General features: G+C 61.9%; 10 protein-coding genes. 2 read left to right on the forward strand and 8 right to left on the reverse strand.

The window, feature by feature from the left end:
- The first annotated feature begins 54 nt into the window (after nucleotides 1-54).
- Nucleotides 55-702: a hypothetical protein gene (locus FJY68_00725; GenBank protein MBM3330354.1), complete on the forward strand. Its 648-nt coding sequence runs from the start codon at nucleotides 55-57 to the stop codon at nucleotides 700-702.
- Here the strand turns inward: FJY68_00725 and FJY68_00730 are convergent.
- Entirely contained in the window at nucleotides 652-1509 is an 858-nt protein-coding gene (locus FJY68_00730) for a polysaccharide deacetylase family protein (GenBank protein ID MBM3330355.1), read from the reverse strand. The two genes, FJY68_00725 and FJY68_00730, sit on opposite strands and share 51 nt — an antisense overlap.
- 116 nt (nucleotides 1510-1625) lie before the next feature.
- On the opposite strand from FJY68_00730, the gene FJY68_00735 reads away from it, so the two are divergent.
- The gene (locus tag FJY68_00735) at nucleotides 1626-3266 is read left to right on the forward strand and encodes an NAD+ synthase (protein ID MBM3330356.1); all 1641 of its coding nucleotides are present in this window, start codon (nucleotides 1626-1628) and stop codon (nucleotides 3264-3266) included.
- A 9-nt stretch (nucleotides 3267-3275) separates the two neighbouring features.
- On the opposite strand, the gene FJY68_00740 is transcribed toward FJY68_00735, so the two are convergent.
- The 7 genes from FJY68_00740 to FJY68_00770 form a co-directional block, all read right to left on the reverse strand.
- A complete protein-coding gene (locus FJY68_00740; GenBank protein ID MBM3330357.1) occupies nucleotides 3276-5300 on the reverse strand; it encodes a tetratricopeptide repeat protein in 2025 nt (674 codons plus the stop codon).
- Nucleotides 5301-5360: 60 nt separating this feature from the next.
- Nucleotides 5361-5927 carry a hypothetical protein gene (locus FJY68_00745; protein MBM3330358.1) on the reverse strand — a complete coding sequence of 189 codons (567 nt, stop codon included), beginning with the start codon at nucleotides 5925-5927 and terminating at the stop codon, nucleotides 5361-5363.
- 117 nt (nucleotides 5928-6044) lie between these two features.
- On the reverse strand, nucleotides 6045-6791 hold the full coding sequence (locus tag FJY68_00750; protein ID MBM3330359.1) for an NAD-dependent deacylase: 747 nt from the start codon (nucleotides 6789-6791) through the stop codon (nucleotides 6045-6047).
- 291 nt (nucleotides 6792-7082) lie between these two features.
- Complete coding sequence (locus tag FJY68_00755; protein ID MBM3330360.1) at nucleotides 7083-7973, reverse strand: tetratricopeptide repeat protein; 891 nt, start codon at nucleotides 7971-7973, stop codon at nucleotides 7083-7085.
- Between the two features lie 6 nt (nucleotides 7974-7979).
- Nucleotides 7980-10019, reverse strand: a complete 2040-nt coding sequence (locus FJY68_00760) for a hypothetical protein (GenBank protein ID MBM3330361.1) — start codon at nucleotides 10017-10019, stop codon at nucleotides 7980-7982.
- Nucleotides 9979-11292 carry a nucleotide exchange factor GrpE gene (grpE, locus tag FJY68_00765; protein ID MBM3330362.1) on the reverse strand — a complete coding sequence of 438 codons (1314 nt, stop codon included), beginning with the start codon at nucleotides 11290-11292 and terminating at the stop codon, nucleotides 9979-9981. Before grpE ends, FJY68_00760 begins: the two co-directional genes overlap by 41 nt.
- Nucleotides 11289-13418, reverse strand: coding sequence for an AAA family ATPase (locus FJY68_00770; GenBank protein MBM3330363.1), 2130 nt, complete (start codon nucleotides 13416-13418; stop codon nucleotides 11289-11291). Before FJY68_00770 ends, grpE begins: the two co-directional genes overlap by 4 nt.
- Between the last annotated feature and the right edge of the window lie 1515 nt (nucleotides 13419-14933).

Consider the following 14933-nt stretch of genomic DNA (forward strand, 5'->3'; position numbering starts at 1 on the left):
AGTCTGAGCCAAGGTATCTCTTGACATGGCGGGCAGTATCTGGACCATTGTACCATGAGAAAATGGGCCGTCGGCCTGTTTCTGCTCATGTCGGCCTGTTTCCTGCCCAAGGCGCAGACCACTAGCAGCATGGTCCGGACGGGAGTCCGGCCTCCCGACTTCATGTTCGGCGGGCGGCAGGACAGCACGGGCACGCCGCGCGGGCGCTATCTTGGTCGATTCAAGGTCACTTACTATTGGGCGGTTGAGGAGGCGGAGTATCCTACCAGCCGGTCTTCGCCTCTCTACCTGGCCGATGGCCAGCTTCTCGGCCGATTCTCCTCGGCCTTTGTCAGGGCTTTCCGGCTCGAGGCCGCGGCTCAATTGAGAGACGGGCGGCGCATCAGCTACCTCAAGCGGGCGAATCGGGCCAAAGTCGTGGACCGATTCCTGGGGAGTGGCGGGCACAAGCTTACCGAACTTAAGTCCATCGCGGTAGATCCCCGTTTGATACCCTTGGGTTCGGTAGTCTACATCCCGCAAGCCGAAAACGTCTCGATCGACGACCATACCCTTGGCGGCGTCTTCTACGCCCAAGACGTAGGCAGTGCCATAAGGGGCAAGCACATAGACATCTTTGTCGGCCGCAAACAGAACATGGACGCCTTCGCGTCAGCGGGAATGGGGAGTGCGAGTGGCGTCGACGTCTACATCCTCGAATAGCCGGGTCGGGTCCGATCTGCCGACTGCCTCTACCAGGGCTCGGTTCAGCTTTTCGCGCCACCACTCCCGATAGAGTCCCGCCAGGGTGATGACCCGAACCTGGCGCCGGTGCATCCACTCCAGCAAGGCTCCGAAGTCATCAACCGACCATTCGGTGAAGACCCGGGGTGTCGGGACGATGCGATGGAGAAGGATGACCGTCGTCCGGTTCCGGCGGACATGGCCGATTATCTCCGGCAGCCGGGTCTCAATCCTCAGCTCCACCTCCGGTATCCGGTACGGCTCCACCCAGAGGTTCGGGGTACCCGGGCCGACCTTGCGAGCCAGTTTGTACCCGGCGCGGCGGACCAGGTTGCGGATCCGGCCGTTCATGTCGCCATAGGGATAGACGAACGTGATGACTTCAGTGCCGAAGAGCGACTCAAGCTGGACCTTTGAGTCGGCGATCTCGTGCCAGGCGTGCTCAGTCTCCAGCTGACTGAGCCAGGGATGGGTCAGGGTGTGGCTGGCGATCTCGATGCCGCTGGAGTCCATCATCTCCCTGACCTCTTGTTCGTTCAGGAAGCGGTCGGAAGGACTGTAGGATGGCTTTCCTTCGCCAATGCAGCCGACGATCAGAGCGAGAGTCATGGTCATCCGGTAGCGCTTGAGCAAGGGGTAGACGTTCTCGTACACGCTGTGGTAGCCATCATCGACCGACAGAACTACCGTGCGGTCTGAAAGGTCAATGGTATCCAGCCCCGGCGGGACCGCTGGAGCCGGCCGTGTCAGCTGTGCAGGCAGCAGGATGAGAAGAAGGTGGAGCACGGGGCAGAGATGATAGGTGAAGCTACCTTTGTTGACAAGAGGTGCGGCTTTGGCAGACTGCTACAAGACAGACGATGAACGATGAGCGCTGCACGATGAACGAAGGAAGATAACGAATGAGGATTGGCCTCGCCCAGCTCAACCCGGTTGTCGGTGACTTGCCCGGAAACGTCCGGCGCGTGCAGCAGGCGCTGGAACACGCCAGCGAATCGAAGCCCGACCTGGTTGTTTTCTCTGAACTGATGCTGACCGGCTACCCGCCGCGGGACCTGTTGGCCCGCAGCTGGTTCATTGACCGTGTGGAGGCCGGTCTGGCCGACATCGCGCGGATTTCGGAACGATTCCCCGATATCGGCATCATCATCGGCGCTCCGGTACGTTCGTCGGGCGGGCTGGGAAAGGGTCTGCACAACGCCGCGATACTCTTTGTGGGAGGCAGGGAGCTGTCCCGGCAGGCCAAGTCTCTGCTTCCAACTTACGACGTCTTTGATGAGACGCGCTACTTCGCACCGGCTGAGGGAGTGCGGCTCGCAGAGTTCCGGGGTGAGAGAATCGGCATGTCCATCTGCGAAGACGCGTGGAACTCACCGGAGATGTGGGAGAGGGCGGAGTATCAGCGAGACCCGGTAGCCGAACTCGCTTCGGCCGGTGCGACGCTGATGGTCAACATCTCGGCTTCGCCGTTCGCAGTCGGCAAGGAGGCTGTACGAAAGCGCCTGATTGCCGGCCACGCTGCGCGGCACCATGTGCCGTTCGTCTTCGTGAACCAGGTTGGCGGGAACGACGAACTGGTCTTTGACGGCCGCAGCATGGCGTTTGACCGGCAGGGCCGGCCCCAATTGGTGATGGCGTCATTCCAGGAGGGGCTGGCATTGGTCGAGGCGGGTGACGACGGGAGCGACACCAACTACCGGGAACTGGAGTCTGTCGAGTCAATCCATGACGCACTTGTGCTCGGTCTACGCGACTACGTGCGGAAATGCGGGTTCACGAAGGTGGTGCTGGGGCTTTCCGGCGGCATCGACTCCGCGGTCGTCTGCTGCCTGGCTGCTTCGGCCATCGGGCCGGAGAACGTGCTGGGTATCACCATGCCGTCCGAGTATTCGTCACGCGGCAGTGTCGAGGACTCGCGCCGGCTGGCGGATAATCTCGGGATCGAGTTCCGCGAGGTCGGCATAACCGGGGCATATCACGCCTACCTGGCGCTGCTTGAGCACGAGTTCACGGGCCGGAAGCCAGACGCGACGGAGGAGAACATCCAGGCGCGTGTCCGGGGCAACATCCTGATGGCGGTCTCCAACAAACTCGGGCATCTGGTGCTGGCGACGGGCAACAAGAGCGAGCTGGCGGTCGGGTATTGCACGTTGTACGGCGACATGAGCGGCGGTCTCTGCGTGCTGGCAGACGTGCCAAAGACCACTGTCTACTCTCTTGCGGACCACATCAATCGCCGGGGCGAGGTGATTCCGGCGGCTGTCATCCGGAAACCGCCGTCGGCCGAGCTAAGGCCCGACCAGACCGACCAGGACACCCTGCCGCCGTACGATGTGCTCGATGCTGTCATCGCCGGCTATGTGGACGAGGGCCTATCCGCGGACCAGATCGTGGCGTCCGGACTGGAGCGTAAGACCGTTGAGTGGGTCATCGGCGCCGTGAACCGGAATGAGTACAAGCGACGCCAGGCCGCACCAGGACTGAAGGTGACCAGCCGGGCGTTCGGGACCGGCTGGCGCATGCCGATTGCAGCGCGGTACTGAAGAGAGGGACTAGGGACCTGGGACCGGGGGTGATGAATCCGGCGCCAGGTGGTCGCAGAGTTCCTTGACTGCCTGGAGGTCGGGCCGCAGGCGGAGCGCCCGTTCAGCCAGGACGCGGGCCGCGACCGATTCGCCTTTCGCAGCAGTGAGTACTGCCAGGTTGTACAAGGTCGGCACGTACGTTGAGTCCAGCCGCAGGGCTGACCGGTAGATCCCTTCCGCCCGGTCGGAGTCGCCGGCGGCGACCAGCAGGCTGCCCAGCTGGTTGAAGTACCGGGCAGTCGGATAGTCGTCGACCACGGCCTGGACCATTGCTGCGGCGCTATCGTACCGCCCGCGCAGCTTCAGCCGCTCGGCGAGCTGCAGCCGCGCCGATGGCAGCGTGCTGTCCAGCGCCAGGGAGCGGTGCAGTTCTGCTTCTGCCTCTCCCGCTCGTCCGACTGCAACGAGCGCATTGGAGCGGTTGAGGTGGAGCAGGGCCGAGCCGGGATGGACGGAGATGGCGCGGTCGAAGGTAGCCAGGGCGCTCTCGGCCTGACCGGCGGCGACAAATGCCAGTCCCAGTACGTTGACGGCGAGTTCCGAGTTAGGCTCCAGTTCGTTGGCAAGGCGCAGATTGTGAATTGCCTGGCGGTGGTCACCCTTCTCGCTGAGCAGCATCCCGGCGTGTATGTAGGCATGGACGAAACCCTGGTCGAGCCGGAGCGCGTGGTTGTACAGCGCGAGCGCGGAATCCGGCCGGAGCCCGGCAATCGCGTCACCAAGGTTCGCGTAGGCGCTGGGCGCGTCCGGCGCTTCGCGGACCATCGCCGTGAAGAGCGTCTCGTTGCTTCTCCAGATCCGGGTGCGTGCCATCGCATCGGCGCCGAGCACCACGATAACCGCGGCGAGCGCGAAGCCGACCACTTTCCGCGTCTTGACCCGGAAAGTGAGCAGGCGCGAGAGTGCAATCACCAGCACCATCACCATGCCGGCCGAGGGCAGGCAGAGCAGCCGTTCCGCGGCCAGCGGGCCGATGGAAGCGATGTTGGAGACCGGCAGCAGGAAGGCCAGGGTCCAGGCGTAGCCCCAGAGCGTGGCCGTGAACCGCCGCTTCAGCGCGAGGAGCGGAACCGAGACGATGAAGAGCAGGGCGAAGAGCAGATGCTGGGTCGGGACGAGGAACGCGTCACTGGCCGGGTACTTGGCGCGGTGCTCGAACGGCCAGAAGAACATCCTGATGTAGAGCCCCAGGGTGTTGGCGACGGCCGCGAGCCTGCCCCAGATTCCGACTCCGCGCTCGACCGGGATGGGCACCGGAACCGCGACGGCCCGCAGCAGCAGGTAGCCGGCAAGAATCGCCACCGCCGCCAGGGTCAGCAGCCAGTAGCGCCGGTCGAACCTGACGCCCAACAGGAACGGGGCAAGCGCGATGAGCAGCGGGAAGAGCACTGCCGTTTCCTTGCTCAGCAGGGCAAGGCCGAATGCAGGCAGAACCACAAACCACCACCAGCGGTTGTGCTTGCGGAAGGACCGAAGCAGGGAGAAGGAGGCTACCCCCACGAACAGGGTCAGCATGATGTCGGTTCGTCCCGATACGAACGCGACTGACTCAACGTGCGACGGATGGGCGGCAAAGAGCATGCCGCCGATCAGTGCCCAGACTCCCGAATGAAGCAACTCCCACAGCACCAGGGTCACCGCGGCGGCAGCCAGTGCGTAGAGCAGCAGGTTGACGACATGGAACCAGTGCGCGTTGTTGCGGGACAGGGCCTGGTCCAGCCAGAAGCTCAGGGTTACCAGCGGCCGGTAGTAGGCGGCGCCCGACCCGGCAGCCGGCTCCGGACTGCCGGCCCAGAATCCGCGCGAGAAGATGTCAGCCGGCCGGGAATGAGCCAGCAGCGAGTTGCCGGCGATAAGCGAGTTATCGTCCCAAACGAAGCCGAACCGCGCAGCCGGCAGATAGAGAGCAAGCGAAACGAAGGCGACCGCGGCCAACACGACGGCCATGCCGCCCCGGGTGCGCAGCTTCTCCTGGAGGGATTTGCCGTCCATCGCCCAAAGTCTTGCGGGAAACAGACGGTATGTCAAGCCAGCCGAGCGACGAGGGAAGGACTACCGGCCGGGCGGTTCGTTCCACGACGCGATGTCGGGGAGCGGTTTGCGGGGGCGCTCATTGGGGGAGACGTCCGGGGCCGGATAGCCGAGCGCGATGAGCGCCACCGGCTTGTACCCCTTGCCGCGCAGACCCATGTGCTTGAGCAGCGCCCGGCCGTCATACCAGCCTATCCAGCACGTGCCCAGTCCCTGCTCGGCCGCGGCCAGCACGAAGTGCTCGCCGCCGATGCCGACGTCCACCAACTGATACTGCGTGCCCTGAACCGCGCCGGCCACCCTGTTGACCAGCAGGTTCTCCTTCATGAGCAGGGCGACGAGGACCGGGGCGGCGGCGAACTTCTTCGACGCCGCATATGCGCCCACAAACACGGCGTCAGCCAGCTTCGCCTTCTTCTCCGGGTCGTCGAAGACGATGAACCGCCAAGGCTGCATGTTGTCCGCTGAGGGCGCGCGCCGCGCCGCCTCAAGGCAGAGTTCAAGTTTCTCGCGTTCCACCGGCCGGTCGGCAAACCGGCGCACCGACCGCCGGGTCCAGCAGAGCTTCAGGAAATGCAGATCACCCACTGTTAGACCTCATTTCAGATTGCAGACTTCAGGTATCAAATTGCAGATTGAGGAAGCGGGATTCCGCCCGACATTCTGCACTCTGCATTCTGCAATCTGCATTTTGACTTCGCCGAATCAGCTAATCAGCCTCGGCAGCAACTCTCCTGCCTTCTCCTTGAAATGTACGTCCACAATCGAACCCAACCCGGTATCGCGCGGATTCACGTCAACGAGCATGGCCGCGGCCTCGTGCGCGAGCAGCGCCCACTGCAGGATATACCCGAACGACGCCTCCGTGCCGATGACGAAGCAAAGGTCAATCCGGCCCTCAAGGAAATAGTGGTGGATTTGCTCGACCGGCTGCCGCGGCAGGTTCTCGCCGAACCAGACAATGTCCGGCCGCAAGACATTGCCGCACATACACAATGGCGGGATTTCCGAAAGCGGTGTTTCGCGGTTCTCGAGAACGGTGCCGTCGCGCTCGCACCGCGTGTGCCAGAGCGAGCCGTGGATGCGCACCACTTCCTTCGAACCGGCCTGCTCGTGCAGGTCATCAACGTTCTGGGTCACGACGAACACCCGCCTGCCCGGCTTCTCCAGCGCAGCCAGTGCCAGGTGTCCCGGGTTCGGCCTCGCCTGCGCCATGTTGCCCCGGCGCTCATCATACCACTTCCAGACCTTCACCGGGTCGCGCTTGAAAGCCTCGCGGGTCGCGTAGTCGAGCGGGTTGAACTCCCTCCATAGTCCCCGGTCGTCGCGGAACGTCGGGACGCCGGACTCGGCCGAAATGCCCGCGCCGGAGATGACCATGATGTTTTTCGCCCTGGCCACCCGCTCGCGCACCAGCGCGATGTCCTCAGTCGTGGTCGTTTCGGTCTTCATTGCCGCGTGATTCTACCGGCTCGCTCAGCCCAGTCAAACGACAGAAGCGAAACGGAAGCCGGAAGCCGCGGGCCTCTCAGAAGAAACCCCTCCATCAACGTCGAGGCGACGGCAGGACCGTCGTCTAGAATGCCTATCGAGGCACTGGAATCCTTGAATCCTCGATTCCTGGAATCCTTCCGCAGTGAACGCTGAACGTTGGACGATGGACGAGCTGACGTTGTACGATGTCGCGTTGGGCGGAGAAAGACTCTTGCCGTCCCCGGAATTACTGAACTAAATGATGTTTGGCTAGAGCCCAGGCGGTTTGTCGCCGAACTGCCATCCGTCCGCGAGGAGCCGTTTCACTGCCGGAAAGTGGCTCTTTTCCGATATCGACTTGCTGGTGATTGGCGGCATGTTGTCTTTGGCAATTGTGCGGGCGACCAGCAGGCCAACAACAGGACCTGCTTGGATGGCGATGACTCCTAGCCATGCATTGACGAAGAACGCTGCAACACCAAACACGATGCCGATGGCCAAGCCGATGTATCCCGCCTTGTTGACGGAGTCATAGCCATGAACGTGCTCCTTCTGGCAGGCGGGACACCGTGGTACTGCGACGGTGGACTTCCTCCATTGGTAGTGCGTCCCGTATTGCGTTCCCCTATAGATGGGCGTCTTGCTCGTTACCTTATGCATTGACACTGGGACGGTCGCAGCAGCGTCAGGCGGGTGCTGCCCGCAGAACCAGCAGCTTCTGGTCTCGATCTCGGCTCGCGCGTCATCGAGCCACTCTTGATCTTGCGGGTTGTCACGCATCGCGACAGCCTTCTCCAAAAACGGAATCGCCTCTTCTGGTTTTCCCAACTGAACGAGCGTACTCCCCAGCCAATGAAAGTCTATGGCTGTGGCTCGCAGCTCTACGGCGGCGCGGAGATACAGAAGCGAGTGTTCTTTCTGTCCGTCCCGGGACAAGCTCTGACCGATCTTGGCAAGCCGCGCCGCGACTTCTGCGACACCCTCGTGCGCAAGAACAGTCTCGGCGCGGTTGAGTGCAGTGATGGTCTCCGGATGTGACTTGTTCTCGACCAGTAGGCGCATGTGCGCCCGCCTAATGTCGGCTCGCGTTGGCCGCAAGGGCAGTCCCAAAGCCTCCTCGTAGCGTTCGTCGGCGAGCAACAGAGCAACAGCGGCTGACACGGGAGCCTACTTTTTCTCGTCCACCTTGCTAGGGATAGCGCTGAGCTCGTCAAGAAGCTCACGGAATCGTTTCGGCTCGATGTCCCCTGTGTCCAGTAGGACAGAAAGCAGCTCTCCCGTGCGGTGCATGAGGTCAGGGCAGTCGTCATTCGGAGACCCCCCGGCACCCCCAGGCTGCGCTCTTTCGGCAAGTGCCTCCAGTTCCGCGGCCTTGCTCTTCACTCGATCGTCCCGCGACGACACCATGTCCAGCGCTCGGCGTGCCGTTCGGAGAAGACGCTCCCGGTGGGACTCAGTCCAACTCCCGCTCCGCCCCTTTGCAGCTTCCAGCCATCCCGCAACATCCTCCTTGGTCAGCGGATCTTCGTGTTCCTCTTGCGCCACGATTTCGCTACCATCGAGCTTGTCCAATCCAACGTAGGTCACCGTCTTCCCGGACTGGCGATGCTGCAGCGCAAGCGACAGTTTGCGGTTCTCGTCCAGCGACACCTTCACGTCCACCAAGGGCAATTCGCTGTTCGGCCTAAGGCCAACGGGGACATGACCGAGGAGTTGGTATGACCAGACATCGCTTCCTACCGTCGACTTCGCTGCGTCCGGCACCTTGGAGACAAGACGGAATTTCACTTGCAGGAGTGTCGGGTCGCCGTATACGACTGAAACGGTGCCATCAATGGGGTATGTTGAGTTCGGGGGGATCGCAGTGTCGAAACGCGGGGCATGGCCCTTGACGAAGAACGTGGTCCCATACCCGTAGGGCGACCGCTTGACGACTGGCTCGATCACACGACCAGCCTTCAGGGCTGCTCCCTGAGCTACACACTCCATTGGGTTCACAGGGAAGCCACGCTGTTCAATCTGGTCAATCTGGGTTAGCACCTCTGCTCGGACACCGAGTGTGGCAAGCTCTTCTCGCACAGCCTTTCTGATACACGGCATGTGCACAGGCCCGCCGACAAATAGCACATGGTCCAGCTCCTTCGCGGCGACATTGGCCTGACGCAGAGCAACGCCTATCGGTGTGCGGCTCTTCGCAAGAAACGACTGGTCATCCCCGCTGGCAGACTCAGAGAGAAGCCGCTCCAGGTCTGCACGGGTCAGCTCTAGCGACTGACCATCGGGTGACTCCACGACCGTGGATTGTCTCTTGGAGAGTCTGATTTTCGCTCGCTCGACCTCGCTACGCAGCATGGCTTTCATCTTCGGGTCGGCATCAACGTCGTTGAGGCCGTGCTCATCAACCAAGTGGCTATACAGAACGTCGTCCATGTCGAGCCCGCCGAGCTTCTCGTTACCTGACGTCGCCGCCTCTCCGGGCGCGAGCTTGCCGCCGACCTCGGTAATGTGCAGGACCGTCACGTCCAGGGTACCCGCACCCATGTCGTAGGCAAGAATAACGGATTCCTTCTGAAGCTGAAGTCCGTACTTGACCGCCGCTGCAGTCGGCTCAGCAATCGTGCCGAAATCGGTGAACCCGGCGTCGGCCGCCGCTCTCTGTATGGGTTGAACCCGAGTGTCCTTGAAGTACGCAGGTACGCTGATGACAGCCCGGCTGATCAGACCTCCGCCGGTGAACAGGTTGAGCGCCCGGTTCTCGGCGTCCTCCTTCACCTCGCGGAGTATGAACGTCAGAACCTCGGTTGGCGTAAGCGTACGGCCAGCCACGTTGATGAGTATGCCTCGATCAGGCCCTTCGATGATGTCGTACTGGAATCGCCTCACGTCACCGCTCTTGCATGCGGCGGCGTATGACAGGCCGACGAGCCGTTTGACGCCCCAGATGACGTGTTTGGGATTGATGGCCCAATCTTCCTTCGCCTTCTGGCCAACGTACTTGACGTTGCCGTCAGCGCCAAAAGAGACGAACGACGGGAACTGCTTGCCGTAGAGAGTCTTCCCGTAACGACTTTCTATCATAGCTGGTGTGCTATCGCGGGCGAATGCCGCAGCCGAGTTGAAAGTCCCGAGGTCGATGCCTATTGTGCGTTCTTCCACATGTTCTCCTTCAAGCGGCGGGAGCCACCTTCTCCTGGCCTGCACTGACAATTACGTCCGCTGGGCGTAGCACTTCAAGTTCTTCAGGCGAGCCACCTCTGATGCAGTAGCCTTTGCGGGCTACAGACAGCACCGTGCCCGTCGGTGATGAATCTGGGCGCTTCTCCAAGATGTTGTGTTGCAGATGGACGAACGGCCGACCCATCTCCACGCGGATTTCCTCGATTCCTACGTCTTCGATCGTCCGTCGTGCGACGCGCAGTTCCCTCGCAAGCTCGCTGTTCATGCCACCGCGCGTCTCGGTCAGTTCGAGGTTGTCTAAGAGCGTGAACAGGCCGTTCGCAACTGCGTGGTAGCGCGAGCGGGCCTCCCTTGTGACCTCGCCGCCTTCCACTCCGAAGCGCCAGATGCTCGCCCCTAGGTCTCGCATCTTCTCACGCGCAGCGTCCATCGTTTCCGCAACAGCCGACGCCGTGTCAGCCAGCTCGCCGGCGGTCTGCCCTTCTCGGGCGACGTCAGCAGCGGATCGAGTTTCAGCGCGCCCCTCTCGTGGTCCAGCAACGAACCGCACAACGAAAGCTGTGACCAAGCATGCCAGAAGCAACCCCCCAACGATGGGAATCCAGAGGGGGATACCCCGGGACGAGCGAGACGGTTGGTTGGATGTGGTCACTAGAGTGCGAGCGAGCATCCGAAGTCTATCGCGGAGTGTGGCTAGATCAGGGGCACTGGACATGTGACCGCCTGCGGCTCGCGCCAAGTCTGCAAGCAGTGACGTGTTAGCGCCCTCTGCGCCGGCGAGCCCGGTTACTAGCACCCGGGATGCTGTCCGGCGCAGACGCGGGGCCGTCTGTTCAAGGAGGACGGCCGCTGCCGAGTCTGTTGCCCTAGCTCCCCCCGGGACATCAAGCCAGCCGTCGGTGAGCAGAACGATGACTCTGTTGGCCATCGGGCGAGCAGCGGCGAGCAGCGAGTCGGACATCATCAGCCCAGGATTCACGTCAGTATAGCCGTCTGCGAACTTGAGACCTTTGGATTTGAGACCCTTCAGTATCGCTGCGCTGACGCCATCACGGCTAGAGTCGGCCATGACGGTCCACGGTACTATCAGTCTGGCCTCTGACCCGAAGGCCACGACTGCAAGTCGGCATTGCGCATCAAGGGAGTCAGCAAACTCCGCCACTGCCGCCGCGGTTGACGCCGGTACGGAGCCGGAGTTGTCAATCACTAGCACAACATCGGTCAGTCTCTCGGTCGGAGCCTGCGCTGAGAGAGCGATCGCTACGGCTACCAACAGCAGTACGAACGTGCGCACGGCGGTCATGAGTTCTCCTTCTTCTCTGCCCCGAAGCCGATGCGCTTTGGCTTCAGCTTCTTGGTTCCTTCCTGAACTCTGGCAATAGCCGCAGTGAGGTGAGCCATTTTCACCACAATCCCGCGCGGCGCGAACTTGTTGTCACGCAGGGCGGAGAATGCGGCCTCGCGGCATACCTCGGCCAACTCGGCCCCGGAGAAGCCTTCCGTGATGGCCACAAGCCGGTCGACACGCACGTCGTCCGCCAGCGGTTTGCGCTTCAGGTGTACGTTCAAGACGGCCTTGCGCGCTCCGGCGTCCGGCAGTGGGACTTCAACTTGGTAGTCGAATCTGCCGGGCCGAAGCAGCGCGGGGTCGAGGATGTCCGGTCGGTTGGTGGCCCCGATGACGAACACGCCGTCCGCAGACTCGGCGCCGTCTATCTCGGACAGAATCTGGTTGACCACCGTGGCGTCCGCGCGTTCGCCGTAGCTGCCGAGTCCCTCCGACCTTGCGGCGGCCACCGCGTCAATCTCATCGAAGAAGACCACGCAGGGGGCGTTCTGCCGGGCTTTGGAGAAGATGAACCGGACACGGTGTTCAGATTCTCCGTACCACTTGGAGCGGATTTCCGGGCCTTTGACGAAAATGAAGTTGGCACCGCACTCGGCTGCCGCGGCCTTGGCGAGCAGGGTCTTTCCTGTCCCCGGTGGGCCGTACAGAAGGATGCCCTTGGCGGGCTTCACATCGGCGGCCTCGAAAGCCTCACGCTTGGTCATCGCGTAGGTGATGTTCTCGACCAGGAGTCGTTTCACGTTGTCGAGCCCGCCGACTTCGTCCCAACTCACGTGCGGGATTTCAATCATGAACTCGCGCATTGCGGATGGCGAGACTGTGGCCAGCGCCTGGTTGAAGTCAGCCTGTGTCACCTGCGTGTCGGCCGGGACTTCCTTGAGTTCCTCCATACCGGCCACGGGCATCACGCGCCGGAGTGCGTCATACGCCGCCTCACGGCACAGAGAGGCCAGGTCAGCCCCAACGTAGCCGACGGCACGCTCTGCCACCGACGCCAAGTCGACCTCAGGTGACAGGGGCATGCCACGCGTGTGTATGAGCAGAATCTCCCGGCGCCCCGAGGGGTCCGGAACTCCAATCTGGATCTCGTGTTCGAACCGCCCTCCCCGTCTGAGCGCGGGGTCGATCGCGTCGATGCGGTTCGTAGTGCCGATAACCACGACAGGCCCCTTCTTCTGCTTCAGACCGTCCATTTGAGCAAGGAAAGTCGCAACAACCCGCTGCTCAAGGTCACCGTGCGCAGACTCGCGCTTTGGGACCAGGGAGTCGAGTTCGTCGACGACTACGATGGCTGGTGCGTGGTTCTCGGCTTCGTCGAAGATACCGCGAACGTTCTCTTCCGTCTTGCCGTACATCGACGTGAACAACTCCGGCCCGCTCACGCAGTAGAAGTTGGCCTTGATCTGGCTGGCAAGAGCCTTGGCAATCAGCGTCTTTCCGGTTCCGGGCGGACCATGGAGGATGATGCCGCGCGGCGGCGTAATCCCCATGCGCTGGAGGACTTGTGGAAACCGCAGTGGATACTCCACGATCTCGCGAACTCTCGCGATTTCACGGCCCAGGCCGCCGATGTCGTGATAGCCCAGGGGAGTCTGCACGACCGCCTCTGGCTTCGTAGTGACCTGCGTGTCAGCGGTAATGGCGCAGACCCCCTTTGGATCGGTGCGTACCACCACGACCGGTCTCGGCTCCCCTGTGAAAGTGAAGAAGGCAGTCTCCTCGCCATCGGTGATAGGCTTGCCCATTATCCCTTCGCGTTCCTTGTCGCTGAAGTCTACCGGTACGTTCAGTTGTACTCTGCGGGCCTTGCTCGGGGACGAGAACTCAACCGACACGCGGTCCGTAGTCTCGACAGCGAGACAGCGTAGCTTGTATCTGTCAATCTGCAGGCGGGTCCGCGTGCCCGTTCTTACGTCGTCAATGATGCAGCCGCAGGCGCGGCCGTGAGCCCGGATGGTGGCGTAGCAGAGGCCGCCACTTGCGCGAGCGGATTCGAAAGCTCTGCGCGCGTCTACGTGCACGTCGGTCACGCATTCCAGCAGGCCGCGGTGCGTGCCGTCCAGGTCTATGCGACCCGACACCTCGGCAGTCAGCTTGGCCTGCGTCAACAGACTGCCCCACAATCGTCATTGTGATGGATGATGACTCGGTCTAGCATGTGGAGGTCATAGCGGAAGGCTAGTTCAAGTCAAGCAGCGCGTCGGCGCCGTGGCGGTGGTGAAGAGTTACCGGACGACCCAGCGGAGGACGCGTCGGAGCGACGCGAGCTTCCAGTTTCCAGTCTGCAGGTTGCAGTGCAAAGGACCAATCGAAGAGATGCCGCGCAGGTCAAAGGTCAAAAGGCAAAGGTCAAAGGTCAAGATTGCCGGATGTCCAGGCCGGGTCGGGTCAAGTTCCGGCGCCGGAAATGGCGAGAAGAGAATCAGCCGGAAGGGGGTCCTGACCGAGTAGCGCGCGAAGGGGAAGAACCTTGAGGGGCAAGCGAAAATCTGCCCCTCGTCTTTCACGAGGCACGCCCAATCGCAGGCAGCAGTGCCCGCGTCCGTCTTCTCGGCCCTGAACTCGCCCCGCATCGCCCAGCGACCCACTGCGTCAGTTGCAGCCGGGTTTGCGGCTCGCCATTCAGCAGTAGTCACGCTCTCGGGCAGACTCTCACCTCCCTCTTCGCTGGCCGCCTTAGCTACGACCTAGCTCAGGGCTTGACCCCGAGCCTTGCTTGCGACCCGCAACACCCGTCTGCCCGCACTTCAACCCACGCCCTGACTCGCGGCCCCGCTTAGGACTCGACCCAGGATTCCGCATCTCAATCGGCACTTCACTCGGCATTTCACTCAGCACTTGAGTCGGCAACTCAGTTAACCACTCAATTGGCATCTCACTCAGCTACTCATTCGGTATTTCACTAGTCCAGTCAATCGAGTAGTAACTAAAGCATTCAATCCTCGATTCAGTCGGCAAGTCAGCCGGAGATTCAGTCCTTACTTCACTTGCCAGGTCGCTGCTCGATTCAGTCGAGAGATTACCTGTCTACTCATCTGGGAAATCAGGCGGGGAGTCACTCCCGGTGTGACTGGGGGAGTCACTGGGGGATTCCTGATGTCAGTGCTGATGCAGGCGCTGGGGCGAATAGGATAGTATATTGATTCTATGATGGTTAGGCAGTCACACCGCCGCGCTTGACCGTCGATTCTCTGTGCAGTACTGTGTTGAGCTAGGGTCACGTCTCTGTGAAGCGTGCTGATGGGCTCTGAGTACTGCATTCCGTGGTCCTCGGTGAACAAAGCCCGGCCGGTAACGGTGAAGACCACGCAATATGGATATGACCCGAGCAGTCTTTAGGGAAGTCAACCCGCGGGGGTGAGGCCCTGCGAATGGAGGAGAACAATGAGTGACCCGGTGAAGCGAGCGGAGCGGTGGAAGGCAAAGTACAAGACCCAGCGGGTGAAAGAGACGCTGGACGACATCCGTGAAGACATGGCCAAGCGCTACGAAGCCGCGATTGCCGACGTCTGCGTGATGGAGGGCAAGGTCAAAGAGGTCATCAACGCGGCCGGGGTTTCGACCTCGCTGTACGTGCCCTACCTCAACTTCGGTCG

The organism is candidate division WOR-3 bacterium (assembly GCA_016867815.1).
GTDB lineage: Bacteria > Hydrothermota > Tepidihabitantia > Tepidihabitantales > Tepidihabitantaceae > UBA2258.

What these genes read in the sequence shown, in the direction of transcription:
- FJY68_00725 (MBM3330354.1), top strand. Translation starts at nt 55, where the DNA reads ATGAGAAAATGGGCCGTCGGCCTGTTTCTGCTCATGTCGGCCTGTTTC.
- FJY68_00735 (MBM3330356.1), top strand. Translation starts at nt 1,626, where the DNA reads ATGAGGATTGGCCTCGCCCAGCTCAACCCGGTTGTCGGTGACTTGCCC.
- FJY68_00740 (MBM3330357.1), bottom strand. Translation starts at nt 5,300, where the DNA reads ATGGACGGCAAATCCCTCCAGGAGAAGCTGCGCACCCGGGGCGGCATG.
- FJY68_00750 (MBM3330359.1), bottom strand. Translation starts at nt 6,791, where the DNA reads ATGAAGACCGAAACGACCACGACTGAGGACATCGCGCTGGTGCGCGAG.
- grpE (MBM3330362.1), bottom strand. Translation starts at nt 11,292, where the DNA reads ATGACCGCCGTGCGCACGTTCGTACTGCTGTTGGTAGCCGTAGCGATC.